Annotated in this window: 24 protein-coding genes; 15 read left to right on the forward strand and 9 right to left on the reverse strand. The window is 61.8% G+C overall.

Annotation, left to right across the window (positions count from 1 at the left end; translation table 11 throughout):
• Nucleotides 1-1856, reverse strand: a 1856-nt coding sequence (locus tag AC1DM5_RS34470) for an autotransporter family protein (RefSeq protein WP_477976780.1), incomplete at its 3' end; no start/stop codon positions are given.
• Between the two features lie 570 nt (nucleotides 1857-2426).
• Between AC1DM5_RS34470 and AC1DM5_RS34475 the strand changes: the two genes are divergently transcribed.
• Complete coding sequence (locus AC1DM5_RS34475) at nucleotides 2427-3077, forward strand: pyridoxamine 5'-phosphate oxidase family protein (RefSeq protein ID WP_477824080.1); 651 nt, start codon at nucleotides 2427-2429, stop codon at nucleotides 3075-3077.
• 79 nt (nucleotides 3078-3156) lie between these two features.
• Entirely contained in the window at nucleotides 3157-3726 is a 570-nt protein-coding gene (locus tag AC1DM5_RS34480; RefSeq protein WP_477824081.1) for a GNAT family N-acetyltransferase, read from the forward strand.
• A 108-nt stretch (nucleotides 3727-3834) separates the two neighbouring features.
• Here the strand turns inward: AC1DM5_RS34480 and AC1DM5_RS34485 are convergent, their stop codons facing one another.
• From AC1DM5_RS34485 to AC1DM5_RS34495, 3 genes are all read right to left on the reverse strand, one after another.
• Entirely contained in the window at nucleotides 3835-4461 is a 627-nt protein-coding gene (locus AC1DM5_RS34485) for a LysE family translocator (protein WP_477824082.1), read from the reverse strand.
• 141 nt (nucleotides 4462-4602) lie between these two features.
• Nucleotides 4603-5598, reverse strand: a complete 996-nt coding sequence (locus tag AC1DM5_RS34490; RefSeq protein WP_477824083.1) for an alpha/beta hydrolase — start codon at nucleotides 5596-5598, stop codon at nucleotides 4603-4605.
• 182 nt (nucleotides 5599-5780) lie between these two features.
• Nucleotides 5781-8600 (reverse strand): ATP-binding protein, encoded by a 2820-nt coding sequence (locus tag AC1DM5_RS34495; protein WP_477824084.1) that lies wholly within the window; start codon nucleotides 8598-8600, stop codon nucleotides 5781-5783.
• A 317-nt stretch (nucleotides 8601-8917) separates the two neighbouring features.
• On the opposite strand from AC1DM5_RS34495, the gene AC1DM5_RS34500 reads away from it, so the two are divergent.
• Nucleotides 8918-10156, forward strand: a complete 1239-nt coding sequence (locus tag AC1DM5_RS34500; protein WP_477824085.1) for an alpha-D-ribose 1-methylphosphonate 5-triphosphate diphosphatase — start codon at nucleotides 8918-8920, stop codon at nucleotides 10154-10156.
• Nucleotides 10157-10214: 58 nt separating this feature from the next.
• The gene (locus tag AC1DM5_RS34505) at nucleotides 10215-10382 is read left to right on the forward strand and encodes a hypothetical protein (RefSeq protein WP_477824086.1); all 168 of its coding nucleotides are present in this window, start codon (nucleotides 10215-10217) and stop codon (nucleotides 10380-10382) included.
• A 12-nt stretch (nucleotides 10383-10394) separates the two neighbouring features.
• Here the strand turns inward: AC1DM5_RS34505 and AC1DM5_RS34510 are convergent, their stop codons facing one another.
• Nucleotides 10395-10991, reverse strand: coding sequence for a TetR/AcrR family transcriptional regulator (locus AC1DM5_RS34510; RefSeq protein ID WP_477824087.1), 597 nt, complete (start codon nucleotides 10989-10991; stop codon nucleotides 10395-10397).
• 77 nt (nucleotides 10992-11068) lie between these two features.
• Between AC1DM5_RS34510 and AC1DM5_RS34515 the strand changes: the two genes are divergently transcribed.
• The gene (locus tag AC1DM5_RS34515; RefSeq protein ID WP_477824088.1) at nucleotides 11069-11956 is read left to right on the forward strand and encodes an alpha/beta fold hydrolase; all 888 of its coding nucleotides are present in this window, start codon (nucleotides 11069-11071) and stop codon (nucleotides 11954-11956) included.
• A 228-nt stretch (nucleotides 11957-12184) separates the two neighbouring features.
• Here the strand turns inward: AC1DM5_RS34515 and AC1DM5_RS34520 are convergent, their stop codons facing one another.
• On the reverse strand, nucleotides 12185-13519 hold the full coding sequence (locus AC1DM5_RS34520) for an MFS transporter (protein WP_477824101.1): 1335 nt from the start codon (nucleotides 13517-13519) through the stop codon (nucleotides 12185-12187).
• Nucleotides 13520-13800: 281 nt separating this feature from the next.
• Here AC1DM5_RS34520 and AC1DM5_RS34525 point away from each other — a divergent pair, with 281 nt between their 5' ends.
• The 3 genes from AC1DM5_RS34525 to AC1DM5_RS34535 all read left to right on the forward strand — a co-directional run bounded on the left by AC1DM5_RS34525 (nucleotide 13801) and on the right by AC1DM5_RS34535 (nucleotide 16301).
• A complete protein-coding gene (locus AC1DM5_RS34525) occupies nucleotides 13801-14700 on the forward strand; it encodes a LysR family transcriptional regulator (protein ID WP_477824089.1) in 900 nt (299 codons plus the stop codon).
• A gap of 232 nt (nucleotides 14701-14932) precedes the next feature.
• The gene (locus tag AC1DM5_RS34530) at nucleotides 14933-15328 is read left to right on the forward strand and encodes a hypothetical protein (RefSeq protein ID WP_477824090.1); all 396 of its coding nucleotides are present in this window, start codon (nucleotides 14933-14935) and stop codon (nucleotides 15326-15328) included.
• A gap of 46 nt (nucleotides 15329-15374) precedes the next feature.
• Nucleotides 15375-16301 carry an AraC family transcriptional regulator gene (locus tag AC1DM5_RS34535; RefSeq protein WP_477824091.1) on the forward strand — a complete coding sequence of 309 codons (927 nt, stop codon included), beginning with the start codon at nucleotides 15375-15377 and terminating at the stop codon, nucleotides 16299-16301.
• Between the two features lie 35 nt (nucleotides 16302-16336).
• Here AC1DM5_RS34535 and AC1DM5_RS34540 read toward each other — a convergent pair whose 3' ends face one another.
• On the reverse strand, nucleotides 16337-17131 hold the full coding sequence (locus tag AC1DM5_RS34540) for a metallophosphoesterase (RefSeq protein WP_477976782.1): 795 nt from the start codon (nucleotides 17129-17131) through the stop codon (nucleotides 16337-16339).
• Nucleotides 17132-17395: 264 nt separating this feature from the next.
• On the opposite strand from AC1DM5_RS34540, the gene AC1DM5_RS34545 reads away from it, so the two are divergent.
• The 3 genes from AC1DM5_RS34545 (at nucleotide 17396) to AC1DM5_RS34555 (ending at nucleotide 19968) form a co-directional block, all read left to right on the forward strand.
• Entirely contained in the window at nucleotides 17396-18031 is a 636-nt protein-coding gene (locus AC1DM5_RS34545) for a glutathione S-transferase family protein (RefSeq protein ID WP_477824093.1), read from the forward strand.
• A 46-nt stretch (nucleotides 18032-18077) separates the two neighbouring features.
• Complete coding sequence (locus AC1DM5_RS34550; protein WP_477824094.1) at nucleotides 18078-18578, forward strand: GFA family protein; 501 nt, start codon at nucleotides 18078-18080, stop codon at nucleotides 18576-18578.
• Nucleotides 18579-18858: 280 nt separating this feature from the next.
• The gene (locus AC1DM5_RS34555; RefSeq protein ID WP_477824095.1) at nucleotides 18859-19968 is read left to right on the forward strand and encodes a sulfite oxidase; all 1110 of its coding nucleotides are present in this window, start codon (nucleotides 18859-18861) and stop codon (nucleotides 19966-19968) included.
• Between the two features lie 66 nt (nucleotides 19969-20034).
• Here AC1DM5_RS34555 and AC1DM5_RS34560 read toward each other — a convergent pair whose 3' ends face one another.
• A complete protein-coding gene (locus tag AC1DM5_RS34560; RefSeq protein WP_477824096.1) occupies nucleotides 20035-20931 on the reverse strand; it encodes a LysR family transcriptional regulator ArgP in 897 nt (298 codons plus the stop codon).
• 100 nt (nucleotides 20932-21031) lie between these two features.
• Here AC1DM5_RS34560 and AC1DM5_RS34565 point away from each other — a divergent pair, with 100 nt between their 5' ends.
• From AC1DM5_RS34565 to AC1DM5_RS34575, 3 genes are read left to right on the forward strand one after another with little or no spacing between them, the layout of a single operon-like run.
• A complete protein-coding gene (locus AC1DM5_RS34565; RefSeq protein ID WP_477824097.1) occupies nucleotides 21032-21640 on the forward strand; it encodes a LysE/ArgO family amino acid transporter in 609 nt (202 codons plus the stop codon).
• 43 nt (nucleotides 21641-21683) lie between these two features.
• The gene (locus AC1DM5_RS34570; protein ID WP_477824098.1) at nucleotides 21684-22319 is read left to right on the forward strand and encodes a LysE family translocator; all 636 of its coding nucleotides are present in this window, start codon (nucleotides 21684-21686) and stop codon (nucleotides 22317-22319) included.
• A 14-nt stretch (nucleotides 22320-22333) separates the two neighbouring features.
• The gene (locus tag AC1DM5_RS34575; protein ID WP_477824099.1) at nucleotides 22334-23236 is read left to right on the forward strand and encodes a dihydrodipicolinate synthase family protein; all 903 of its coding nucleotides are present in this window, start codon (nucleotides 22334-22336) and stop codon (nucleotides 23234-23236) included.
• A gap of 3 nt (nucleotides 23237-23239) precedes the next feature.
• On the opposite strand, the gene AC1DM5_RS34580 is transcribed toward AC1DM5_RS34575, so the two are convergent.
• Nucleotides 23240-24271 carry an AraC family transcriptional regulator gene (locus AC1DM5_RS34580; protein WP_477824100.1) on the reverse strand — a complete coding sequence of 344 codons (1032 nt, stop codon included), beginning with the start codon at nucleotides 24269-24271 and terminating at the stop codon, nucleotides 23240-23242.
• Between the two features lie 169 nt (nucleotides 24272-24440).
• On the opposite strand from AC1DM5_RS34580, the gene AC1DM5_RS34585 reads away from it, so the two are divergent.
• Nucleotides 24441-25211, forward strand: a complete 771-nt coding sequence (locus AC1DM5_RS34585) for an alpha/beta fold hydrolase (RefSeq protein WP_477824300.1) — start codon at nucleotides 24441-24443, stop codon at nucleotides 25209-25211.
• Nucleotides 25212-25220 lie beyond the last annotated feature (9 nt).

Here is a 25220-nt window from a genome sequence, read left to right on the forward strand (position 1 = left end):
TACCAGGTGGCCTGGCTCTGCGCGTCGACATAGGTGCCGTTCTCGCCATACCACGTGAGCGTCGCGCCGACGCCATAGCCTCTGGTGTCGATGTTGCCATCGCCGTAGACCGAGCCGATATCGCCGGAAACCGTACCGTAATGGACGGTCAGGCCGCCGATCAGCCGGCCGCTTCGGTTCTGGTAGAGCTCCGCATCCAGACCTCCCTCCAGCTTGAACAGATCGTAGTCATAGGTGGTGCCGCTCGTGCTTTTATCCGGCTCAAGGCCGGCATGGGTCCCCTCGGTGCGCAGCCAGATATTGTCAGGACCGCTCGTCGGCGCCGCCTTGCCGTCGCCCGGCCAGGTGCGGTCGCCGATGCGCTGCTGCAGCGTGGAAAGTCCGTTGAGGGCGAGCAGGAGTTGCGGATAGGCTTCGTAAAGCGGAACGCCGGGTTGATAGTGTGGCGCTGCGGATGCGCCAGGCGCGGCCGGATTGAGCAGTGCCGAGCGAAGATACCAGTCGCCATCAGCCGGGGTCGCGATGCCGTTCTGGTAGAGCCGATAGGCGTATGCACCGCCGACAACGGCCTGATCTCCGTGAAAAACATAGTCGCCGAGCAGCGAAAAACTCCCGGCGGAGGTGCCGCCGACATCGACGATCTTGATACCCTCGGCGGTTTGCGCCCCACCGCCGCCGAGATTGGTGACCTTGACGCTGGTCGTGCCCGAGGTGTTGCCGGTGACGACGAGGCGGTCGGTCGGCGAGGCATCGCCGCCGAGCACGCTTTCGATAAAAAGCGTGCCGCCATTGCCGATATAGTTGCCCGATATCGTCAGCGTGCCGATCGAATTGCCGGGGGAGACCGTGCCCGAGTTCGTCACGTCGCCGAAAATGGTGCCGCTGCCGCCGAGCGTGCCGAAGTTGGTGATATCGCCGATGACGCTCGAAGCGGCGCTGTGGTCGCCGATCAGCAGCGTTCCGTCATAGATCGTCCAGTCCGTCGCGGTGGTGGCGATGCCCGTCAGCAGCCAGGTGCCGGTTCCGGTCTTCTCGAAGATGTCGAAGTTCTGGTATTGCGCGGCCGCACCGATCTGCGAGACGTTGAAACTGTCTGTGCCGGAGCCGCCGAGGCGCAGCGTGTCAGTGGTGGGCGTGACACCAGCAACGACGTTACCTTCGATCACCGACCCGGCCCGGAGCTCAAGCTTGAGTGTGCCCGTCGTCGCCGCAACTAAGTGCGTGATAGCATTTGTCTGGCCCGCTCCGCCCCGGATTGTGCCGCTATTGATGATGGAGAGATTTGCGCTGGCTACGTTGCCGAGGATGGCGGCCGCGCCCGTTCCGCCCTCGATTGTACCCGTGTTGGTAAGGGTGCCCGCGCGGTAGAAAATCCCGGAGCCACCGACAGATCCGCTTCCGCCGCGGATCGTTCCCGTGTTGACCAAACTAGGCGCGGCGCCGGGTCCTCCGAGCTCGAGACCGGCCCCGCCAGCGCCACTCACGCTGTTTCCTCCCTGGATCACGCCGTTGTTGGTTGCCGCTGCCCCAAACGTTAGTCGCAAGCCCTGGCCGGCGGCGCCCGCATTCGCGTTGCCGCCCTTGAAAGTCCCCATCAATGTATAGGTTCCACCGCCGTTCCCCTGCAGGGTTATCGAGGTGCCGGCCGCCGCGCCGGCACCATCCGCGCCCGAGAGAACAAAGCCCTGAGTATCGATCGTGACCGACTTGGTTGCTGCAGCGAGGCTTGGCGGGGCCGCGACGCCTACGTTGCCGGTCAGCCTGATGATAGAACTTGCGGCGCCATCGGCATTCGCGGCTCTGATCTGATCGTCCAGCTCCCCTCTGGTGGTGGCCGTGTATTCCCCCGCTGACACAGGAGTCGGCAGACAGCAGGCAATGGCCAAAGCCGCGACGCTAACGCCGGCAAGGAGATTTTGTTTTCCGATAGTTGCTGTGCCCGCAGCGCCGCCGCCCATGTCGCCCTCGACAAGTTGTTTCTAATATAAATACGCTTAAAGGATGTTTTTTCTGCGCTGCTTCGGCCTGTCTCGCAAGCGTTCAGCCGATTACAAAGCGACACACGCTAGGCCAAAAGCGACGGTTGTTGCCGGGCGGCAACAACAGTTTCAAATGCGACAGTTTTATAAATCAATATGTTAGGGCTTTGGTAACTTTTGCCTCCGTCACCATGGCGGAACGGCAAGCGGGTTCTGCAGCTCGCCGGAAGCGCTATCGTCAGGATTGTGCCTAACCGGAGAGGGCGAGAGTTGAAATCGCCCACTCGATCACTGAGAGACGGGACTGAGAGCAGGGTAGATGCCTGCATTGATGAGCCACGTCGCTCCCCATGATGCCGCGGCTTGACGAGCGTCTCCAATCTGAGGTACGTACATCATGGTGTGGGACGCGATCCGTCCGACGGGGGCTGCGGGAGGGAAAATGGAATGAAGGCGTTCAGTGTCGATCCAAAATTTGTCGTGAGGGACGAACAGGCTCTTCGAGAGTTGTTTCAACCGACGCATGCACTGGCTGCTCAGAAGTGTATGGGCGCGCTCGACAGGCACGCACAGGAGTTTATCAGGCGATCGCCATTCCTGTGCATCGGCACCCAGAACCAGGATGGCAAAGCCGATGTCAGCCCTCGCGGCGACCCGGTCGGCTTTGTGAAGATCCTCGATCCGCACACGTTGGCGATCCCGGACCGACCGGGCAACAATCGCCTCGATACGCTGGCCAATATTCTGAGCAATCCGAGCGTTGGACTGCTCTTCATCATTCCGGGATTTGACGATACGCTTCGCGTGAATGGCCAAGCCAGGCTCGTGACCGACCCTGAGATCCTCAAAGACATGAGTGTCGGCGAACGCGTGCCCAAGCTCGCTATATTGGTCAAGGTGGGCGAGGTCTTCCTGCATTGCGCCAAGGCATTCAGGCGCTCTCATCTATGGGATCCGGAGCACTTTCAGGATCGCAGCGAAATGCCCTCGCTTTCAAAGATAATCCTGGATCAGACGACCGGCGCTCCGACCGACGATATCGAAATGCGCAAGATAGATGACGCACTCGAAGACGCCTACAGGAAGTCGCTCTATTGACGGCTCCTGACTGGACGGGTGGTATCGGCTGAACCGCGGCTGCGATCTGGCAGGTCTATTCGAGTTGGTTGGAATTTGGATGTTGGACGGACGCCCAATCCTGGTCATACCTGACCTTGAGAAGCTCTCGGGCTATGAAGCGGCGCTGGCGAAAGGCTGGTCGCCGGACCCGCGGCGCATTGGAGATGCTGGCTTCATCGAAGCCGAACTTCGGGACCTTCGCAATGATCCCTCAGCATATCTCGACAAGCTGACGGGGCGAGATGCTTCGGCCGAACCGCAGATCAGCGATACGGCCATGGCGCTCACCAATCACACGTTCTGGATTTGGGATGGGGAGTTCTGCGGCAAGATCGACCTGCGCTATCTACCCGTTACCTGGACAGTCCCCGACAGCATCCCGGGACATGTCGGATATTCGGTGGTGCCCTGGAAACAGGGCCGGGGCTATGCCACAGCCGCGCTCGATGCTCTGCTCCGGTTCGCAAAATTCCGGGGGTTGAGTGAGATCGATATTCTCTGCAATGAAGAGAACGTCATTTCCCGGGCCGTCATTGAGCGAGTTGGCGGGAAGCTGGTGCGACGCGCGCCCCATCCCTCAGACAGGCCCGAGCAGCAGAAGCTGTTTTTTAAGGTTCCCTTGGTCTAGTCTTGGCTACTGGCGGACCGTGGCCTCAATCGGAGCCCCGGAGCGGCATCAGCGATAGCAGTACAAGGGCCGACTACGCTTTCGCGTAAACGATCAAAGCCGGCTGCTTTAACGATGAGCTGTTGCGAGCTTCGCGGCCAGCCCGACGAATACGAGGCCGGCAACGCGGTTCAGAATGACCTGGCTTCTGTCAGAGCGCTTCAACCAGGTGCTTATCGATCCGGCAAGCAGCGAGATGACGGCGAAAGACGTGAAGGCGCAGATGATGAAGATGCCACCAAGCTGGAGCATCTGAAAAACGATGCTGCCGTTGGCGGCGGAGGTGAACTGGGGCAGAAATGCGAGGAAGAAAATCGCGACTTTCGGGTTCGTGACATTCATGACGACGCCGCGTGCCATCATTTGCCACATCGGCTTCACTTTCGCGGTTCCAGCTTCGAGTTCGTCCGGCACTGCCCGGAAGGCCTTGTAGGCTAGGTAAACAAGATAACCGGCACCGATGAACTTCAATGCATCGAAGGCAAATTGCGACGTCTGGAATATTGCCGCGACACCCAAGGACACGGCGACCGTATGAAAGACAAGGCCTGCGCACAGTCCTGCAGTTACCGACAGTCCGACGCCTCGACCATAAATCGCCGATTGCATCAACACGAACAAATTATCGGGACCTGGTACCCAGCATAAAATAGTTGCTGCGGCTGCAAACGTGATGACGGTCTCAAGTGAGAGCAATGTCGGGAACTCCTACGGCTAACGCCCAATAGCACGCGGGATCTGACGAAACTACCGGTACCCGTGTGGACACAGCGTTATCTAAAACAGTTCCGCAGCCAGCGACGCGGCGCGCTGATGGCCGCCGCGTCGCCGCATCAATCAATGCGTCGCGGGTTCGAGATAGCGGCGCAGATTGTCGTTGATCTGTTCGATCGCGGCTTCCGTGGAAGGCACGTTGCGGATCGCGTTCAACAGCACGAAGTCATGGATCGTGCCGTTGTAGCGGGCCGCAGCCACGGTCACGCCGGCTTCCTTCAGTTTGCGGGCATAGGCCTCGCCCTCGTCGCGCAGCGGATCGTTCTCGGCAGTGATGACGAGTGCCGGCGGCAGACCCTTGAGCTGGTCGATGCTGGCGCGCAGCGGCGACACATAAGGGTTGTCGCGGGTCTTGGCGTCGGGCGCGTAGAGATCCCAGCCGTATTTCATGAATGCGCGCGCCAGGAAGCGCTGCTCTCCATATTCGTGATAGGAGCCCGTATCGACGCCGGCATCGGTCGCGGGGATGAGAAGGGCCTGGAAGCTGATCTTCGGGCCGTGGCGATCCCTAGCCATCAACGTCAGGGCCGCGGTCATGTTGCCGCCGACCGAATTGCCGGCAACCGCGATCCTGCTGCCATCCGCGCCGAATTCACCGGCGTGAGCCGCCACCCATTTCAGCACGGCATAGGATTGATCGAGCTGCGTCGGGAAGCGCGCTTCCGGCAGGGACGTATATTCGACGAAGACGCCGACCTGGCCGGAACCAACAACGAGATCGCGCAGCAGGCGCTGGTGGTTTTCAAAATTGCCGACGATCCAGACGCCGCCATGAATGAAGAGCAGCACGCCGGGTTTGCCGGTGATGTGTTCGGGCTTCATGATGTAGATCTTCACGCTCAGACCATCCTGGGTGATGGTCTGCTCGGTCGTGGTCACGCCCGACATGTCGACCGGCGTCATGTTCTGAAGCCCGGTCAGGATCTCCTGGGGCTTCGGCTGCGGCAGTTCCCAGAACGGGCTTGGATCCTTGTTGATCTCGGCAAGGAAGGCGCGGATCGGGGGGTCGATCCGCGGGTCGGTAGCGGCGTCGGGCGCCGCTTGAGCGGGCTGAATCATGAGGGTTACTCCGAGGCTGAGGGTTGCGAGTAGGGGCAAGAGTTTCACGGTCTTTCTCTCCGGGAAGGTTGCACGCAGCCGCATTGGTAGCCCGCTCTCAGGCGCTGCCGCTTCTGTCAAATGACTGGCCTGATGACTGGGCCTGATGATTGTGTCTGATGGATTAGGCTGAGCCGCCCCGATCAGGCAGCGGGTTGCCGGGCGCGGTTCAGCGCGGCGGAGAGGCCCGAGCGGGCAGTGATGCCGAGCTTCGGAAATATCCGGTAGAGGTGATAACCCACCGTTCGATGGGACAGATAAAGTCTTGCGCCTATCTCTTTGTTCGAAAGACCGCTGGCCGCGAGTTCGGCAATCTGAAGCTCTTGCGGCGTCAGCTCGTCAAGCATCCGTCCCTCTCGCGGACGGCTGACTTCACCTGCGGCGCGCAGTTCCCGTCGCGCCCGTTCGCTCCACGGCCCGGCGCCCAGTGCATCAAAAATATCGCGTGCGTTCCTTAACGGTGCGCGGGCATCCACGCTCCTGCGCTGGCGGCGCAACCATGTGCCATAAGCCAGCAGGCAGCATCCGTGCCGAAACGGCCAGGTCTTGATATCCGTGAGGAAAGCGTCCTCGAAGCATTTTTCCGCCCGATCCGGCGGAGCAAGGAGGGCTTTGCAGTAGGAAAGTACCATCCGGACCCATGGCGCGGCCACAGATCCCGCGCGCCGCTCGACATCCTCGACGGCTGCGGCCGCGGCGACCTCCTGGCCACACGCCAAGGCAGCCTCAACATAGTCCGCGAGGCAATAGAACTGCATGCTGGCGTTGAACGCTGAATCATCAGGCGTCAACATGCGGTGCAGGTGCTCGTAAGCTTCTGCGGGCCGATCGGCGCCAAGCGCGATGATCCCGCGCGCATTCTGCAGGAGCGCGCGCCAGAAATTGGTGCCGGGCGAAAGCAGGAACCGCTCCGCCTGAGCAGCATGGGCCTCGGCTGTATCGAAATAACCACGTCTGCCGGCCAGTATCGCCTGCACGATCGCCGATGCGGCGACCCAGACCGTCTGTCCCGTTTCTTCTCCGAAGCGGGCGGACTCCCCAGAGCTTTTAAGGGCGCCCGTCCAGTCGCCCATTTCCGATTCTGCGCAGCTGCGCGAGAAAAGCACGCGCGCCAGATCGCCAAGCCGTCCCTGCTCACGAAATGCGGTGCTCGCCTCCGTCAGCCAGATAATGCTGAACTCGTAGGCGCCGACCGTGTTGCCCGCAAGGCCGAGGATCCAGGCGGTCACCGGGTCTGCGACGCCGGCCGCGGCGTGGGCCGCAAGCTGCCGATGGACTTCATATCCGTGCTCCAGCGTGCCGACATAACCTTCGATCGCAATCAGGCGAGCATTTGTCGGCGGCAGGTCGAGTTCGCGGGCGGCAGTGAGGACGTTTGCGCCCACTGTGTCGCCCATACTGCCCCACCAGCAGCGCTGCGCCGCGCGCCACAGCAAGCCCAGTGCCAGATCCTTGTCGCCATGGGCATGCGCATCGGCGGCAAAACCGATCAGCGCGGATATTCGCCCGAGATCATTGATCGTCAGGGGCTGGCTGATCTCGCGGACCCAGGCAAGGCGTGCCCGCACATGCGCAGACGGCTCGCTGACATTGGCCTGACGCAGCAGACGCTCCAGCAGGTCCGGCTGGCCGAGATCGGCGGCAAGCTCGGCGGCGCGCAGGAAACGGTCGCTCCTGGCTCTCGGCGTGCTGCTCAGCGCCGCCGCCTTTTCGAGAACCTCGATTGCCATGGCGACGGCACCCTTGCGCAAGGCGCGGCCCGCCATGGTGTCGTATTCGCCCGCCAGTTCTTCATCCGGTCCGATCGTTGCCGCCGCTCGATGCCATAAATGCCGGTCCAGCTCTTCATGAACGATCGCCGCAAGGGCGGCATGGATCCGGTGCCGCGTCGCCAGATCTGCTGCCTGGTGCATCGCCGAGCGCACCAGCGGATGCCGGAACCGCACCTCCGTTTCGTCAACGTCGATCAGCTTGGCGGCAATGGCCGGCGTCAGAGCGCTGACCTCCACTTCTCCGCCCAATACGGCTTTGCCGGCGCGCAGGATTTCGTGGAGCGATGTCCCGTCGTTTTCCGCCGCCACGAAGAGCAGCATCCGGGTTGCAGCAGGAAGATCGGTCAGACGGGACGAGAAGGCGCGTTCCAGGCGTTCCGTCAGTGGAAGCCATGTCGTATCCTTGATATCAGCCGCTCGCCTGTCGCGCGGCAGCTCCAGCAGGGCGAGGGGATTGCCCGCGGCCTCCTGGAGGAAGCGGCTGCGCAGGTCGGCCGAAAGATCGGGCGCATGGGCGTCCAGCAGGTGCTCGGCGTCGGCTTCGTCAAGCCCCGAAAGCCGAAGCCGCAGGTGGGAGGGATCGTCGAACAGGCGGTCGAAGCCATCGCGCATGGCCACGAACAGAACGATAGGATCCGAGCTCAACCTGCGTGAGATGAAGGCAAGCACCTCATAGGTCGCCTCGTCCAGCCACTGGGCGTCGTCGGCAATGAGCAGGATGGGCCTGCGTGCGGCACTTTCCGTCAGAAGGGACAGTGCCGCGAGCGCCACCAGGAAGATGTCGGGTGCGCCCATGTCGTCATGCATGCCGAAGGCGGAGAACAATGCAGATCGCTGACGGGGGACCAGGTTGACGGCCTCCTTCATCAGCGGGCGGAGCGCCTGCTCGAGCGCTGCGAAGGGCAGATGAACCTCGGCCAGAACGCCGGTCATGCTCAAGACCGTCAGATCGTGCTCGCGGGCCCGATGCCTGGCCTGCTCGAGGAGTGCGGATTTTCCAATCCCTGGCTCGCCACTGATCACGAGTGTCGATCCGCCCTGATCGATCCGCGCGATCATCTTGTCGATCAGGGCAATGTCGCGATCCCGGCCTTGCAGGAATTCCGGCCCGGAGATGCGCGCAGACCGGGCGGGCGCGCCCTTGCCTTGTCTGCGCCGCGGCGACCCGATCTTTTCCGACTGCTTGGCCATCAATTCAACGCTGCTTGCTCTGATCCGCGCGCAGGAATGCAAACGAATCGAATCCCGGACTATGGTTCAGCAACTGCCGAAGCGTCGCCTTGTCATGGAGCGTGCCATTCACAGGCATATCCGTAAAGCAGCTTCCACCCGGGCAAGAGGAACCTGGATTGAGGCGAGGAGGAAGGAGCGCTGCCGCATGCGATCAAATAGCGCAAACGCACAGCGACGTTCGCAAATTTGTCATATCCGCTGGTTAGAAGCGGCGGCCTGCGCGCAGCCTGTCGAGAGACTCGGCTGCTGCACCTCTTTTTTTCGGAATGAGACCCATGCAAAACAATCCGGCAGTGATTATCGAGGGCGCAACCGTGGTTTTCGGCGATCGTCTGGAGACCGCCTCCGTGCGTATCGAAGACGGCCGGATCACTGATATTGACGGTCAGCGTGACGGCGCGGATCTTATCGACGGACGCGGCCATCTGCTCGGCCCGGCTTTCGTGGACATTCACGGTGATGCCTTCGAGCGGCAGGTCATGCCGCGGCCCGGCACCATGCTGCCGGTCGCGGCTGCGCTGCTCGAAACCGACCGGCAGCTTGCCGCCAACGGCATCGCCACGGCCTATCACGCGCTGACGCTCAGCTGGGAGCCGGGGCTGCGTTCGGTCGAAACCGGTTACGCCATCGTGCGTGCGCTCGACACGCTCACGCCGCGGCTGACGGTGGACAATCGCGTGCAGCTGCGCTGGGAAACCTTCTGCTTCGAGGCGATCGACCTCATTCGCGAGGCGCTTGCCGGTCCGCGCCTGCCGTCTATTGCCTTCAATGACCACACGTCGATGGTGATGCTGCATCCGTCGATCCCGCTGCAGGAACGGCCGTTCGACCTCGATCCGGCCTTCCCGACCGTGGATCCCGAAACGCCTGCCTTCGCCGAGAAGATGTCGGAACGCGCCAAGCGGGCGAAAATCCCGCTGCCGGACATGGTGGCGCTCGTGCGCAACATGTGGGAGCGCCGGCCGCAGGTGCCTGATGCAATCGAGGAAGTGGCAGCACTCGGCCAGGCCGCGGGCGCACCGATGCTGTCGCATGACGACAGCCAGATCGAAACGCGCGATTTCTTCCGCCTCCGTGGCGCCAGGATCTGCGAATTCCCGATGAACCGGAGGGTAGCGCGGGCTGCCCGCGATGCCGGCGACTTCATCGTCTTCGGCGCGCCGAACGCGACGCGCGGCGGCAGCCATCTCGCCTCGATCGGCGCGGCCGACATGATCCGCGAAGGGCTCTGCGATATTCTCGCCTCGGACTATTACTATCCGGCGATGCTGCTCGGCCTTGCAAGGCTCAAGGCCGATGGCGTGGCACCGCTCCATGCGCTCTGGCCGCTCGTCTCAGGCAATCCGGCGCGCGCCTCCGGTCTTACTGATCGCGGCGTCATCGAAGTCGGCAAGCGGGCGGATCTCGTGCTGGTCGATTGGCCTGATGGTGCTGCTCCCGCCGTTCGCCGTACCTGGGTCGGCGGCCGGGAAGCCTATCGCGCAGCACCCGCCGGCGATCTGGTAATGGCTTGATAGCGGCGACATATCGCCGGAAGCTGTCCGATCCATACCTGCGCGCTACTTCGCAGGTATGGAAACGCTCTATGTCCTGCTCATCTTCGCCGCAGCCATCGCGATCATCTATCTGAGCGGCAAATGGAACACGTCCGACGTCGACCATTATATGGGCTTCGACAATCTGCGTTCGCCCAACAAACCGAAAGCGCCTGGTGACGACAAGGATGCGGAGAAGGAATGAGGCCGCTGGCGCCTAGCTGAAGCTTCTCGCCTGCACACCAGCGATGACCTCGTCCGAGACCTGCCGCAGTTCCTGCCGCGAGGCGCCGTCGCGTGCCTGGACGGACAGGCCCTGCAGGACGGCGGCAAGATAGCGGGCGAGTGAAACCGCGCGTTCCTGGTCCAGCCACCGCTCGAGCGTCTCCGCGATCATCTCCCGCATCGTGTTTCGTCGCTCAGCCATCTCGCGCGCCAGCTCCGCATGATCAAGCCCGCACTGGACCATGCCGCTTGATATCAAGCAGCCGCGCTCTCCCGCGGGGTCGGTAACGGCGTCGATCGCCTTATGAAGCAGGGTCTCGATCGTCTCCTGAAGGGTGGTGGTCGTTCCGATATCCCATACCGGCCCCCGCAGCCCGAAATAGCGATCGAGCGCCTCGCGGTAAAGCCCCGCCTTGCTGCCGAAGGCCGCATAGAGACTTGGGGGCGCGACGCCGATAGCGGCCGTCAGGTCGTTCAGCGAGACACCTTCATATCCATGCCTCCAGAAGAGGTGCATGGCGATATCGATCGCCTGATCCCTGTCGAAGGTTCGCGGGCCGCTGCGGCGTGTTTTCACAACCTTATCCATAGTGATCACTAAAGACTGCTTGACAGCAAAAGGCAAGCCGTTAGCTTGTAGCGATCACTAAAAATAAGGATTTTGGCATGGTGAGAATAGTGCGCGGAATTTGGGTCGTGGTCCTGCTGATGGGCCTGTCTTCCATGGCGATGGGCGCGGAGAAGAATTACACGGTGAAGGCGCCTGACGGCGTCGAGATCGCGGTTCAGGAATCAGGCGATCCCGCCGGGCCGGCGATCGTTTTCATCCACGGCCTGCTCGGCAGCCATCTGAACTGGGACATGCAGGTGGGCAGTGCCAAGCTGCAGAAGTATCGGCTGATCACCTATGACCTGCGCGGTCACGGCCTGTCGGGCAAGCCTGAAGACGCTGAAGCCTATCATGACGGCCGCCGCTGGGCCGACGATCTCTCGGCCGTCCTCAAGGAGACAGGCGCGAAAAATCCCGTTCTGGTCGGCTGGTCGCTCGGCGGCGTGGTTATCTCCAACTATCTTGCCGCCTATGGAGACGGCGGCCTTGGCGGCATCGTCTATGTCGACGGCGTCATCGAGCTCAATGCTGCGCTGATCACCGCGCATCCTGATGTCTATACCGGCATGGCCTCGGACGAGCTGAAGGTGCACCTCGATGCGGTCAAAACGTTCCTGGGCCTGTGTTTTGAAATCAAGCCTGATACGGCGACGTTCGAACGGCTGCTGTCAAACGCCGCGATGGCCTCGTGGATCATGACGCGGACCATCCCTTCGATGACCGTTTCTGCCGGTTTGCCTAAGGCGCGCGTGCCGGTTCTCCTGCTCTATGGCGGCAAGGACGTTCTGGTCAATGTCGAGCCGAGCATCGCAAGGGCGCGGGAGCTCAATCCGGCCGTTCAGACCAAGATCTATCCAAAGTCGGGGCATGCGCCATTCCTGGAAGAGGCGCAGCGCTTCAATGGCGATCTCGCGAAGTTCAGAGACGCGGTATCAGGCAAGTGAATTTGGAAATGGGGGCGGGCAGGGTGCTCGCTCCCTTTCTGCTTCTGTCGCAACGTCTTGTCCGCTCACGGCGCTTCGCCGCAATTTACGCAGCGCGCGCCGCGATGATGGATGCCGGCCTGAGTTGGCTGTTCGGGATGCTGCTATCGGCGTGTGAGGTCGGGCGTTCTGCGGGATCGGTCTGACCAGGGACGAACGAATGCTTTCGGCCCCTGGCGAACAGAATGCTCATCGACTGCTCTCTCCAGATTGTCCCGCCAGTTCGTAGCGGGCGCGGCTCAGGCTGACCAGGCTGGCAATTGCCGCGCAGCCAGCCGATAGAACGACCGCAAATTCGAGCGCGGCAGAGAGCGGCAATGTCGCGAAGATGAGCGACATGAAGATTCCGCCCAGGGTCTGGCCGAGAAGCCGTGCGGTGCCCTGCATGGCACCTGCCGCGCCGCTTCTGGCTTTCGGAGCCGAGAGAAGCAGAATGCGGTTGTTCGGCGTCTGGAACAGGCCGAAACCCAGGCCGGCAATCACCGTGCCGACCAGAAACGCAATGCCTCTCGGATCGGGTGGGCAGAGAGCTGCCACAAGGAGGCCGACACCCAGCAGCGCGCCGCCTGTCGCGCAAAGCCATGCGGTCTTGACGCGGTTTGCCAGACGTCCCGAAAATGGCGCGATGATCGCGGTCGCAACCGGCCAGGGCATCATGTAGAGACCGGCCAGAACCGGAGTCATGTGCAGCCTGTTCTGGAGATAAAAGGGTAGCGCGATGTAGCTCAGCATCTGGCCGCAGAAGCAGGATACCGAGGCGATGACCGCCACGCGGAATGCAGGTGCCGCCAGGAGATCCGTCGGAATGATCGGGGCGTCGCTGTTGCGTTCCAGGCGTAGCAGGATCACAAGGCAAGCTATCGAGGCGGCAATGAGGACCGCGCCACTTGCCGGCGCAGTCGCTATCCGGTCGGTGCCGCAGAAGAAAAGGATGAACATCGACGTGTTGGCCAGCAAGGCCTTGGTGTTCAGCTTTCGCTTCGTGCCCTGCATCTTGCCCAGCAGACCGCCGCTGAGCAGCACAATGATGCCGAGCGGTATATTGACCGCAAAGAGCCAGGGCCAGGTCGTGACGGAAAGGATGGCGCCGGCAATGCCTGGACCGGCAGCGGAAGAAATCGCGATGACCATGGCATTGATTCCGATGATCGGACCCAGCATGTGCTGCGGCAGAGCCGAGCGCAGGTTCATCATGGCAAGCGCCATGATCGCGCCCGCGCCGAGGCCCTGCGCGAAACGGGCAAGGATCAGCAGGGAAAGGTCGCCCGCGAAGGCGCAGGCAGCCGAAGCCGCGGTAAACAGCGCGACGCCGATCAGGAAGACCCGCCGCGCGCCATAGATTTCCCCGAGCGCGCCACACGGAAGAAGGGCGACCAGCACGGCCAGCTGATAGGCAGAGACGACCCATACGGTGCTGCCCGCTTCCACGTGCAGCGAGAGCGCGATCGAGGGCAAGGCAACGTTGGCAATGGCGCCGTCCAGAACGACAAGAACAGCTGAGAGAAGGATGAGTGCGATGGCCATGTACTGTCGAGGCGATGCCGGGCCATCCTGAGAAATCGATGCGGTGGAGGCGAGGGACATTGAGAAACTCCCAATCGTTATCGGATGGCCGGCTAAAGCGCGTCGCGATCTTTCAGATTCGCTTGTCGCGCTTTAGGTTCTTGTTTTCGCATGTCGTTATCGCAAAACCGCTGCACACTTTTGCGCGACACGCTTTAGTTAGGCCTTGCCGAATGCGAGCGCCAGACGCAACGAAATCAAACGACTGTTGCATAAAACGCCATGCGTGAGTAAATGGAGTCATGTCCGATCTCGACCTCAACCTCCTGGTGGCTCTGGATGCGCTGTTGCGCGAGAGAAGCGTATCGGCCGCCGCGCGTCGGCTTGGCCTCAGTACGTCCGCCATGAGCCGGACGCTGTCACGCTTGAGGGCTGCGCTCGGCGATCCGATCCTTGTGCCGGCCGGGCGCGGCATGGTCGCAACGCCCCATGCCCTGGCGATTGCCGAAGACGTGCATTCGTTGAAAGAAGCTGTGAAAGCGGTGCTCAGTCCCCCGTCGACCGTGGAAATCCGCGAGGTGCGCCGCGATTTCACCATCCGTGCCAATGAGGCGTTCGTGCTTATTTTTGCCGCGCGCCTGAGCGCTGCTGTGGCGAACGCGGCACCAGGGATAAGGCTTCGGTTTGCGCCGCGATCGGACAAGGACGTTCAATCCTTGAGAGACGCAGCCGTGGATCTGGATATCGGCGTCCTGCCGACGGAGAGCGGGGAACTGCGTTGCCAGACCCTTTTCGAAGACCGGTATGTGGGTCTTGCAAGGACAGGACACCCGATTTTCGATGCAGATCCGATCACGGTCGAGAGCTATGCCGCCTGGGGCCACGTACTCTTCTCACCGCACGCGGATTTTGCCGGTCCGGTCGACAGGGCGCTCGCCGAACTCGGCGTCTACCGCGATGTCAAACTGATCGTGCCAAGCTTTCCAGCAGTGATCGCGGTCGCGGCGGCATCCGATTTGATCGGCGCGATTCCGAATTCTTATCGCAAATCCGCCGCAACAAGCCAGATCAGGACGTTTGACCTGCCGGTAGCCGTGCCGAGTTTCGACATCGTCCAGGCGTGGCACCCGCGGATGGATGCAGATCCCGTTCATCGTTGGCTGAGAGCGCTGATCTTTGAGACGTTCAAGTCAATGAACTGAGTGCGCATTCGATAATTGAAGAAGGACGGGTATCGGCGCAAGGCAGACGCTGTTAGTCGCCGCGCCCCGCGCCTTGCTCTCCACGGCCTCATTCGTCACGGCAACCTTCACCCATCGCACTTCCCCAAAACTTGGCCGATCCCCGGCATTTGTTGGCAGCTTCGCGAAATCCGGCTCCCGTCTGGAATGATAGTCTGACCTCACTTGCTTCCATTTCGAAAGGCCGCCGCCCGTGCTTCTGGATCGTTCCCGCCTGCCTGTCGTCTTCATCCGCACGAATGCCGATGCGGAAACCTCCATCAATGACCAGATCGAGGCCCTGCTGGAGGAGCGGCGGCCTTTCGTGCTGGTCACGGATCACGCGCCTGACGATCACGACGAGGAGACGCAGGAGGAGCGCAAGGAGCGGGCGCTGTTTTTCAAGAAGATCAAGGACCGGATGAGGGCCTATTGCCGGGGCATGATCGTCATCGATGGCGGCAGGCCCATGTCGGCCGCGATCAAGATTGCGGCGGCCACGGCCGGAAAGGCTTTCGGTTTCGCGATCGTCTTTGCGGCAAACGAAGAAGAGGCGGAGCGCAAGGGGCGGAGCCTGCTCGGCAGCAGGGACGATGCGTGGTTACTCTGATCTCCGGCTTCTGTGATAGAGGCTAAGTTTGCCCATGAGGATCGGCATGGATATTCCAGACACGTTTGACCCCGCCGCGATCGACGAGATGTCGCGCCCGGCTTTCAGCTTCATCACCGAGACGAGTTTCGTGGGCGAGACGGAGCCGCATCGCCACGGCAAGGCGCAGCTGCTTTACGTGATGAGCGGCGTGCTGACGATGAGGGCGGCGGGCGGTGTCTGGACGGTGCCGCCGAACTGCGCACTGTGGATCCCGGGCGGCATCTCCCATAGCGGGCGTGCCTGCGGCCATATCAAGATCGGCAATCTCTATGTCGACGCGAAACTGACCGGTGGCCTGAAGGACGAATGCGGCATTCTCTTCGTCCAGCCTTTCCTGCGCGAGCTGATCTTTCGGCTGGAGCCGCGCCCGGATAATCCCGAGATCGAGCCCGAGCGGCTGCACCGTCTGGTCGGCGTGCTTCTCGATGAGCTGAGGGCCGCACCGCTCGAGCCGATCCATCTGCCGATGCCCACCGATCGCAGGCTGCAGCGGCTCGCCGAAGCAATGGTGGCCGAGCCCGGCCTGCGCTTTACCATAGACGAATGGGGTGCGCGGGTGGGAGCAAGCAACCGGACGCTCAGCCGTCTGTTCCAGCGGGAGACGGGCATGTCCTTCCTGCGCTGGCGCCAGCAGCTGCATATCGGCGTCGCCCTTCAGCGCCTGGCGGCAGGGCAGCTCGTGACCGTCATTGCCGGCGATCTCGGCTATGAAAGCGTCAGCGCCTTCATCGCCATGTTCCGCCGCATGCTCGGAACGACGCCGACGCGCTATTTCAGCGACCAGTTGCTGGCAAGCCCGCACAGGCTGGAAATCACCGCGGATTGGCGCGCGGAACCGGGCGAAGGCGATGGCCGGAATGAAGAGAAGGGCCGGGATCCTGCGAAGGGTTCTACCTCCAATCTGGTGCCATTCAGACGAGAGCCGAATTGATCCCGTTCACCCCGTCCTTGTCGCTCTGCCCAATCCTAGAAAAGCATATCCGCATCATCATGAGACCGCTTGAGGGGCCTGCCTTCCCGAAAACGGCACGGACCGGGGCGGACTTCCRTTGCCTGCAGCACCGCGACATCGCCGGATGGGCTGATGTGAAGCGCAGACAGGATATTCGTCGCGAAGGCGCCGGTATCGATGGCAATCCGGTTCGGGAAGATCTCGACGCGTTCGCTTGCGGTAATCGTGTGCCCATGGACGACGATCTTGCCGAATGAGGCGCTGGCGTTCAGGAATTCGCCGCGAATCCACATCAGCGTGTGCGCATCCTGCTCGGCCAGGGGAATGCCGAGTTTCAGGCCGGCATGGACGAGGATGTGGTGGTCGAGTTCGACATAGCGCTCCGCCGCGCGCAGGCACTGCAGGCGCTCGTCTCCAAACCTGCCGCGGATCTCGTCTGCGGTGATGGTTGCCTCATAGGGCAGGCCGTAGGACAGCATCGTCTCGCTGCCTCCGAGGTCCCGCCAGTGGTTTACGAGATCTGCCTGAACGGCCGGGTCCGTCTCGTCGAGGATCTGAAGAGGGAGGGCGTCATGGTTGCCGCGTATCAGCTTCGAGCCCGGTCTGTCGCGCAGCGTCCGGATGACGAGATCCATCGCTTTGCGGCTCTCCGGCCCACGGTCCATGATGTCGCCGAGGAAGACGATCCGGTAGTCGATCGTCTCGTCGCGCGCCTTGCCGTCAATGCCTGACAGCATCTCCTCCAGCAGGTCGGCACGCCCGTGGATATCGCCGATGGCGAATGTGTGAAGAGAAGCGTTCCCGGTCATCGATGGCTCCGTTGTCGCACTCGGTAGGGCATTGTTTATGAGCTGCGCCCAGCCTCCAACTGAAATGTGGAATCGAACTGGATACTGGCGCAGAATCGCCTGCGGTGTGGGTGTATTTTGGGCGGTTTATCTTGATGGTGATATCTTCGTGAAGCACTCTGCGCACTCATTCGTCGCGAAACGCTGATTTTTACGACGTCGCGAAATTCATCTGTAAAACTGTCGCTTTCATCGGGACTTTCACCGCATTTATTCGAGGATCAGATGCTATACACTCTGCATGCCGCACCGGGTTCATGCTCTTTCGCGCCGCACATCGTACTGGAGGAAATCGGCGAACCCTACTCACTTGCTTTAATGTCCCCGGGGCATCCAGAAACTAAAACTGATCAATTCCGCCGACTAAACCCGAAAGGCCGCATTCCCGTCCTCACCGCTGACAATTTTATCCTGACGGAAGCGCCGGCAATCCTCGTCCATCTCGGGCTAACCAACACTGGTGCCAAGCTCTTGAGTACTGACCCGGAAGCAATTGTTCGATCGATCGAATGGTTTAACTGGCTCTCAGGCACGGTGCATGCCGTCGCTGTTCGAATGGTTTGGCGACCGGACTATTTCACCGACGATGGCAAGTATGATTCGTTGATCGCCAAGGGCAAGCAGCATCTTTCTTCAGCCTTCGCGCTTATCGAAAGCAGAATGCAAGAACGTCTCTGGGTCGTGGGAGACCCCTATTCCGTGGTCGATCCATATCTGCTGGTGTTCTATCGATGGGGCAATCGGATGCACATAGACATGCAAAGCAGCTATCCAGCGTGGACCAGACATGCCCGCCGTCTTGAAGACAGGCCGGCCGTTCAAAACGCGCTTTCTCAAGAAGGTATCTCGCTATGGGAATGAGGTACTTTCCAGGAACTTGTTTGTCGCGCCCCTTGAAGGAGAAAAAATGAAACGCATTGAGATGGAGGTGAGCGGCGGCTGCCAGTGCGGTGCCGTGCGCTACCACGCAACCGCTATGCTCGACAATTCGCATCTCTGCCATTGCCGCATGTGCCAGAAAGCCTCGGGCAACATCTTTGCCGCGCTTGTCGCCGCGCCCGATGATGCACTCACCTGGACACGCGGAAAGCCTGATGTCTGGAAGAGCTCGGAGCTTGTCGAGCGCGGATTCTGCGCCAATTGCGGCACGCCCTTGTTTTTCCACCACCTCGAAAACGGTCGCACCAACCTGATGATCGGTTCGCTTGACGATCCGCACGCCTTCTCGCCGCGTGCCAATACCTGCACCGAGAACATGGTGAACTGGTTCGATACGATCACCGGCATAGAAAATACCGGTGCGACCGAAAACAACGGCGCCGATTGGGCCGCGGCAATCAAGGAGAGCAGCAACCAGCACCCCGATCACGATACCACCGCATGGGCGGTGAGGGGGCGTGACGGCTGAGTCCCATTCCGGCTGCTGCCAGTGCGGCGCTGTCCGTTGCCGCTATTCAGGCTGAGCGCGGTTTGATGATAGATGGCGGGCTGGGCCGGCTGTTGGCATTCTGCTCCGGCATGCGAAGTCTGCCGTTCTGCGTTCGAGGTCGATCCGAGAAACGTACGGTATGTGCTAGGATGCGGCCCGAAGGCGGAATGCGACAGACGCACTGCGAGGGGCGGTGTGATCGAACCGGTATTCGCGCGATCGAGAGCCGACGTTGTGCTCTTAAGGAGAGACGAGGACGATGCCGACACCACAGCAACCCAGTCTAATAGTTCGACAGAAATCCCCACAGAATATCGAGTTTCCGTTTGCGTCGCTCTCCGATTGGCTGATCCCAACCGAGCTGTTTTTCGTGCGAAACCATTTCCCGTCGCCGGACCTCGATGCGCGAGACTGGAGATTGCGGGTTGGCGGGGCGGTGGAGCGGCCGATCGAACTTGACCTCGACAGCATCAAGGCGATGCGGAGCACGACTTTGACTGCCGTCGTCGAGTGCGCAGGGAACGGGCGCGTCTACTATGAGCCGCCGAGGGAGGGGTTGCAGTGGCAGAACGGAGCCGTCGGCAATGCCGCGTGGACAGGTGTTCTTCTGCGCGAGATTTTGGAAATGGCGGGCGTCAAGCGAACCGCATGTGAGGTTCTGCTCACAGGCGCCGACAGCGGCGTCGTCGACTCGAACAAGAAAACGGCTTCTCCCGGCCCCATCGCGTTTGCGCGCAGTTTGCCGCTTGAGAAGGCCATCGCCGACAGCACGATCCTTGCCTATTCGATGAACGAGCAGCCGTTGACGCGCGATCACGGCTATCCGCTACGCGCGGTCGTGGGTGGCTGGTTCGGCATGGCCTGGGTCAAGTGGATCACTGATATCACGGTTGTCGAGCGACCGTTCCTTGGCTACTGGCAGGCGCGCGACTATTTCCGTTGGGAGCGCAGCCTCGGGGAACCCACGCTGGTCCCCCTTGCGCAGATGGAGGTCAAATCGCAGATCGCGCGTCCCGCACAGGGGGCGCGTCTCATCGTCGGCCAACCGTACCGGATTTTCGGAGCTGCCTGGAGCGGAGAGACTGCTATCCGGCAGGTGCAGGTCTGCACTGGAGATGGCAGGGGCTGGCGCGAGGGAAGGCTCCTCGAAACAGAACGTCCGTTTGCATGGCGCTTGTGGGAGTACATCTGGACCCCTGAAGACGTGGGGCAATACACACTGCGATGCCGCGCGACCGATCAGGCCGGGCGCGTGCAGCCCGACCACCAGCGTTCCGACTGCGAGAGCTACGTGGCTAATTGGATCATTCCGGTGGAGGTTACCGTCGTTCCCGAGCCACGGACGTACGACGAGGAATTCGTGATCTAATCACCGCATGGGGCGGAATGGCGGCTTTTGGCGCAAAGCAGACGCTGTTGTACGCACACGTCACTCTCACACTAGCGATCGCCTTGCCACTTCGATCACTTTCTGCGTCAAAGTCGCAAGCCGGTCTGCGGCGAGCCGGCTGATCTGCCAGTAGAGCACGACATCAAGCGGTGTGTCGGGGATAAGCTCGACGAGGCGGCCGGCTTTGATGTGGTCCTTCGTCAGCTGGATCGGGCTCATGCCCCAGCCCATGCCGAGCAGGCTCGCATCGAGAAAGCCCTGGGTGGCCGGCAGCCAGTGCGTCGGCACGTTGACGTCGGTCTTGAGCGTGCGGCGGATCCATTGCGCCTGCAGGCGGTCCTTCTGGTTGAAGGTGAAGGAAGGGGCGCGGGCAAGCGCTTCAGGAGTGACGCCATCAGGGAAATAGCGGCGGGCGAATTCGGGGCTTGCGGTCGCGTGGTAGCGCAGCGCGCCGAGCGAGTAGCGGCGGCAGCCAGAGACCGGCTTTTCCATGCTTGTGACGGCGGCGATGACGCGGCCGCGCTCCAGCCATTCGGCCGTGTGGTCCTGATCTTCGATGGAAATGTTCAGGAGATAGTTCGAGCTTTTCGAGAAATCCGCCATCGCTTCCAGAAACCAGGTGCCGAGGCTGTCGGCGCTGGTAGCGATCTGCAGCGTGACGCGCTGTTCGGGACTGTCGCGGTCGCTCAGCGCAGACAGGTGTTCCAGCAACTCGCTTTCCAGCATGCCGACATTTTCCATATGCCGGCAGAGCCAGTCGCCCTTTTCCGTCGCCGTGCATGGCGTTCCGCGCACGACAAGGGCGGCACCCAGGCGCTCTTCCAGCTGCTTGATGCGCTGCGAGACGGCCGATGGCGTGACGTTCAGGACGGCGGCGGCCTTTTCGAAACTGCCGGTCTGGACCACGGCAAGCAGCACGCGAAGGGCGGGATAATCGATCATGGATAAGCTGCGCTTAATTGACGTAAGGATGATTAATTAGCTTAATGTGGTCGATCCGTCTACGGAGCGTCTCAACAACGCGACGGAAACCTCTGATATCATGAACTTTACGACCTATTTCACCGGCCTGGCCGCCGGCCTCAGCCTGATCGTGGCGATCGGCGCGCAGAATGCCTTCATCCTGCGCCAGGGGCTGCGCAATGAATATGTTTTCGCCGTCTGCCTTGCCTGTGCTCTATCAGATGCGATCCTGATCGTCGTCGGCGTCACCAGCCTGGCGCAGGTTGTGAACCTCATACCCTGGCTCGATCCGGTCATGCGCTATGGCGGGGCGGCATTCCTCATCTGGTATGGGGCAAAAAGCCTTTATTCTGCCGTGTGGTCCCCGGGCGCGCTGCAGGTTTCAAACGGGGCGGGGGCAAGCTTCGGCAAGACCATGGCCATGTGCCTGGCGCTCACCTGGCTCAATCCGCATGTCTATCTCGATACGGTCATCCTGCTCGGCACGATCTCGACCCGTTTTGCCGGCCATCAGGCAGCCTTTGCCGCAGGCGCCGTGACCGGCTCCTTCCTGTTCTTTTTTTCGCTGGGATATGGTGCGGCGTGGCTTCGTCCCATCTTTTCACGGCCGGTTTCCTGGCGCATTCTCGAAACCATCATCGCTTGCGTGATGTGGCTGATCGCGTTCAAGCTCCTGAAGGGCATGTGACGGCTGCACACGCCTCAAGCGCATTCGAATTTGGGAAATCAGAATGTCAGTCGATCCGCATCATCTCGCCCTTGTCTTCACTGCCTATATCATCGCCGCCGCAAGCCCAGGCCCCAGCAATATGCGCATCATGGGTGTCGCCATGCATCAGGGGCGCCAGTCCGCGCTGATGATTGCCGCAGGCGTCGTCAGCGGCTCGCTCTTCTGGGGCTCGATGGCGGCGACCGGCGTTTCGGCCATTCTGGCGCAATATGCGCAGGCGCTTGTTATCCTGAAGATAGCAGGCGGCTTGTACCTGCTGTTCCTTGCCTACAAGGCCGGCAAATCCGCCATGACCTCCGATGAGAAGCAGGGCAGGCCGCTCGATGCCATCAGGCCGGCTTCGGGCTTCAGCCTCTATCGCCGTGGCCTCCTGATGCATCTGACCAACCCTAAGGCGCTGCTCGGCTGGATCGCGACCATGACGCTCGGCCTCGGCCCGGGTGCGACGCCGACGACCGTCGCCGTCATCCTCGCAGGCTGCGCCATTCTGAGCATCACGATCTTCTGCGGTTATGCGCTGGTCTTCTCCACCGCGCCGATGATCCGCATGTATCGCCATGCGCGCCGCTGGATCGAAGGCACGCTGGCGCTCGTCTTCGGGGCGGCCGGCATGAAGCTCCTGCTGTCGCGCGCATAAAGAGGACGTTCCCGATGCCGCTTTTTCACGGTCTTTCCGCCTTTCCGATCACGCCAGCTGATGCTTCCGGCATCGTCGATACCGGCGCGCTCGCCACCCTGCTTGTCCGCATTCAGGCCGCGGGCGCAGATTCCATCGGGTTGCTCGGCAGCACCGGCGGTTACGCCTTCCTGTCGCGCGATCAGCGACGCCGGACGGTGGAAACGGCAATGTCTGCTGTCGGCGGCAAGATCCCCGTCATCGTCGGCGTCGGGGCACTTCGGACCGATGAGGCGCAGGCGCTCGCAAAAGATGCGCGGGAGCTCGGGGCGGATGGCCTGCTGCTGGCGCCGGTCTCCTACACGCCGCTTACCGATGACGAGGTCTACGAGCATTTCGCAGCCGTGGCCGATGCCGGGCAGTTGCCGCTCTGCATCTACAACAATCCGGGCACGACGAAATTCACCTTCAGCGTCGCGCTGATCGCCCGGCTTGCCCGGCTCGGCATGGTCAAGGCGGTGAAGATGCCGCTGCCTGCCAATGGCGATATTGCCGCCGAGATTGAAAGTCTCCGCTCGGTGATACCTGATGATTTCGCGGTCGGCTATAGCGGCGACTGGGGTGCTGCCGATGCGCTGCTGGCGGGCGCCGATGGCTGGTACAGCGTGGTTGCGGGCCTGCTGCCTGCCGAGGCGCTGAAACTGACGAGGGCCGCGCAGGCAGGCGATGTGGGAGAGACGAGACGCATCAACGATGCCTTCGCGCCGCTCTGGGCGCTGTTTAGGGAGTTCGGCAGTTTCCGCGTCATGTACACCATTGCCGATCTCATCGGCCTCGGCCGGTTTTCGCCGCCGCGCCCGGTGCTCGGCCTTCCGGAGGCGGCGCGTGGGCGGGTGCGCGAGGCGCTTGAAAGCCTCGGTGCCGCGCTCGACTGCTAGGGGTTAGGACTCGCTGTCAGATTGAACGTGGCTCGGTTGCAGCTCCGGCGGAGTGGCCAGCCTGGCATGCACTGGAGCGATGCCGAACTGTGCTTTGAAGGCCCTGCTGAATGCCGCGTCGGAATCGTAGCCGACCTGTCGCGCCACATCACTGACCCTTGAATCGGCATGACGCAACATGCCGAGCGCAAGCGTCAGCCGCCATCGGCTCTGATAGGAAAGCGGCGCTTCCTTGACCAGCGCGGAGAAGCGTTCGGCAAAGCTCGAGCGCGACATGCCCGCCACATGCGCAAGCTCGACCACGCTCCAGCGCCGGAACGGCTCGTCGTGAATAGCTTTCAGGGCGCGGCTGATGCGCGGATCGGCCAGCGCCCCCAGCCAGCCGGTATCACTGGCCTTTTCCATCTGCACCCAGCTGCGCAGGATGCGGATGACCAGCACGTCGATGAGCCGCGAGATCATGATCGACGAGCCGGGATGGACCTCCTGCGCCTCGACCATCATGAAATGGGCGAGACCCTCCGCCCACTTTGCCGTCTGGCCTCCCGCCTTCGGGATGTGGATCACGGCCGGCAGCGACGAGACGACCCAGGGCACGGACTCGTTCGCGAAATGAAAAGCTCCCGCGATAAGTTCGGTTCGGGTGCCATCGCCGCCGTGCCGCATGCTCAGCCGCTCGGTCGTGAACTGCTCGCCCATCAGTTGGCTCACCGCCGCCGCGGCTGAACCGCCGCCGTCGCTCAGGATATGCCCCATGCCGCGCGGCAGCATGACCAGATCACCGGTCACGGCGCGGACCGGTGATCCGTCGGCAGCCAGAACTGTCAGCTCGCCCTCGAGAACGACGAAAAAATAGGCCGAGCCGGGCTCGAAGCGCAACGCCCAAGGTTGTGTCAGCTCCGCCGCGAACACCAGCTCTCCCTCAAGCCTGATCAGTGTCAGCATCTGCGACAGGAGATCGACCCGGGCCGCAAGCATGCCCGCATTTCCGGACGATGGAGCATGACTTGCGGGGTCCGGGTCATGGCGTTTCATCGCTTCGAATCCTACGTTTTGGGTGTGTTCAGCGAATAAAATGCCGAACATACAGAAGCTTATGAAAAATGATCGGATGGTTCTGTCAAAACGGCCGATGGCTAGGAATATTGCAGATTATCCGGACTGAAATCAACCCCGCAGCAAATGCAACGCAATGGTGCCCCAGATGAAAAACCTCATTTTCTCCGCCCTCATGCTGTCCACCGCCAGTTTCGGTGCTGCGCCGGCTTCCGCCCAGCCGACGCTTCCCGCCGGCGTCATCAAGAACATCGTGCTGGTTCACGGCGCCTTCGTCGACGAGACGAGCTGGAATGGCGTCGCCGCCATTCTGACGGCCAAGGGCTACAAGGTGACCGCCGTCAAGAATCCGCTGACCTCGCTTGCCAACGATGTCGCCGCCACGAATGCGGCACTCGATGCGCAGGACGGGCCGACTGTTCTCGTCGGTCATTCCTGGGCTGGCGTGGTGATCGGCGAAGCCGGCATCAATGCCAAGGTGTCGTCCCTGGTCTATGTCTCGGCCTTCGCGCCTGACAAGGGTGAAACGGTTTCGGGCCTGGCGGCAAGCGGACCGGCGACCGCGGGCGTCAAGGCCATCCGGGCCGACGGCAAGGGCTATCTGACCATCGACCCCGCAGTATTCCCAAGCGCCGTGGCAGGCGACTTGCCCAAGAACATCGGCGAGTATCTGGCCACCCATCAGATGCCGCTCAATCACACCGCCTTCGACGAGGTCACCAAGATTGCCGCATGGCACGTCAAGCCGAGCTGGTACGTCCTCAGTGCACAGGACCAACTCCTCGATCCGCACGCCCAGGCCTTCTTTGCCGAACGGATGAAGGCCAAGGTCACGACCGTCGATGGCAGCCATGCCTCGCTGGCGTCGCACGCCGAAGAGGTGGCTGCGGTCATCGAATCCGCTGCGGGCGCGAAATAGGCCCTCTAA

The sequence above is a fragment of the Rhizobium sp. 01T437 genome, assembly GCF_056398505.1.

Excerpts from the sequence above, each read along its gene's own strand:
- AC1DM5_RS34475 (WP_477824080.1), top strand. The coding sequence starts at position 2,427 with ATGAAGGCGTTCAGTGTCGATCCAAAATTTGTCGTGAGGGACGAACAG.
- AC1DM5_RS34480 (WP_477824081.1), top strand. The coding sequence starts at position 3,157 with ATGTTGGACGGACGCCCAATCCTGGTCATACCTGACCTTGAGAAGCTC.
- AC1DM5_RS34490 (WP_477824083.1), bottom strand. The coding sequence starts at position 5,598 with ATGATTCAGCCCGCTCAAGCGGCGCCCGACGCCGCTACCGACCCGCGG.
- AC1DM5_RS34495 (WP_477824084.1), bottom strand. The coding sequence starts at position 8,600 with ATGGCCAAGCAGTCGGAAAAGATCGGGTCGCCGCGGCGCAGACAAGGC.
- AC1DM5_RS34500 (WP_477824085.1), top strand. The coding sequence starts at position 8,918 with ATGCAAAACAATCCGGCAGTGATTATCGAGGGCGCAACCGTGGTTTTC.
- AC1DM5_RS34505 (WP_477824086.1), top strand. The coding sequence starts at position 10,215 with ATGGAAACGCTCTATGTCCTGCTCATCTTCGCCGCAGCCATCGCGATC.
- AC1DM5_RS34510 (WP_477824087.1), bottom strand. The coding sequence starts at position 10,991 with ATGGATAAGGTTGTGAAAACACGCCGCAGCGGCCCGCGAACCTTCGAC.
- AC1DM5_RS34515 (WP_477824088.1), top strand. The coding sequence starts at position 11,069 with ATGGTGAGAATAGTGCGCGGAATTTGGGTCGTGGTCCTGCTGATGGGC.
- AC1DM5_RS34520 (WP_477824101.1), bottom strand. The coding sequence starts at position 13,519 with ATGGCCATCGCACTCATCCTTCTCTCAGCTGTTCTTGTCGTTCTGGAC.
- AC1DM5_RS34525 (WP_477824089.1), top strand. The coding sequence starts at position 13,801 with ATGTCCGATCTCGACCTCAACCTCCTGGTGGCTCTGGATGCGCTGTTG.
- AC1DM5_RS34535 (WP_477824091.1), top strand. The coding sequence starts at position 15,375 with ATGGATATTCCAGACACGTTTGACCCCGCCGCGATCGACGAGATGTCG.
- AC1DM5_RS34545 (WP_477824093.1), top strand. The coding sequence starts at position 17,396 with ATGCTATACACTCTGCATGCCGCACCGGGTTCATGCTCTTTCGCGCCG.
- AC1DM5_RS34550 (WP_477824094.1), top strand. The coding sequence starts at position 18,078 with ATGAAACGCATTGAGATGGAGGTGAGCGGCGGCTGCCAGTGCGGTGCC.
- AC1DM5_RS34555 (WP_477824095.1), top strand. The coding sequence starts at position 18,859 with ATGCCGACACCACAGCAACCCAGTCTAATAGTTCGACAGAAATCCCCA.
- AC1DM5_RS34560 (WP_477824096.1), bottom strand. The coding sequence starts at position 20,931 with ATGATCGATTATCCCGCCCTTCGCGTGCTGCTTGCCGTGGTCCAGACC.
- AC1DM5_RS34565 (WP_477824097.1), top strand. The coding sequence starts at position 21,032 with ATGAACTTTACGACCTATTTCACCGGCCTGGCCGCCGGCCTCAGCCTG.
- AC1DM5_RS34570 (WP_477824098.1), top strand. The coding sequence starts at position 21,684 with ATGTCAGTCGATCCGCATCATCTCGCCCTTGTCTTCACTGCCTATATC.
- AC1DM5_RS34575 (WP_477824099.1), top strand. The coding sequence starts at position 22,334 with ATGCCGCTTTTTCACGGTCTTTCCGCCTTTCCGATCACGCCAGCTGAT.
- AC1DM5_RS34580 (WP_477824100.1), bottom strand. The coding sequence starts at position 24,271 with ATGAAACGCCATGACCCGGACCCCGCAAGTCATGCTCCATCGTCCGGA.
- AC1DM5_RS34585 (WP_477824300.1), top strand. The coding sequence starts at position 24,441 with ATGAAAAACCTCATTTTCTCCGCCCTCATGCTGTCCACCGCCAGTTTC.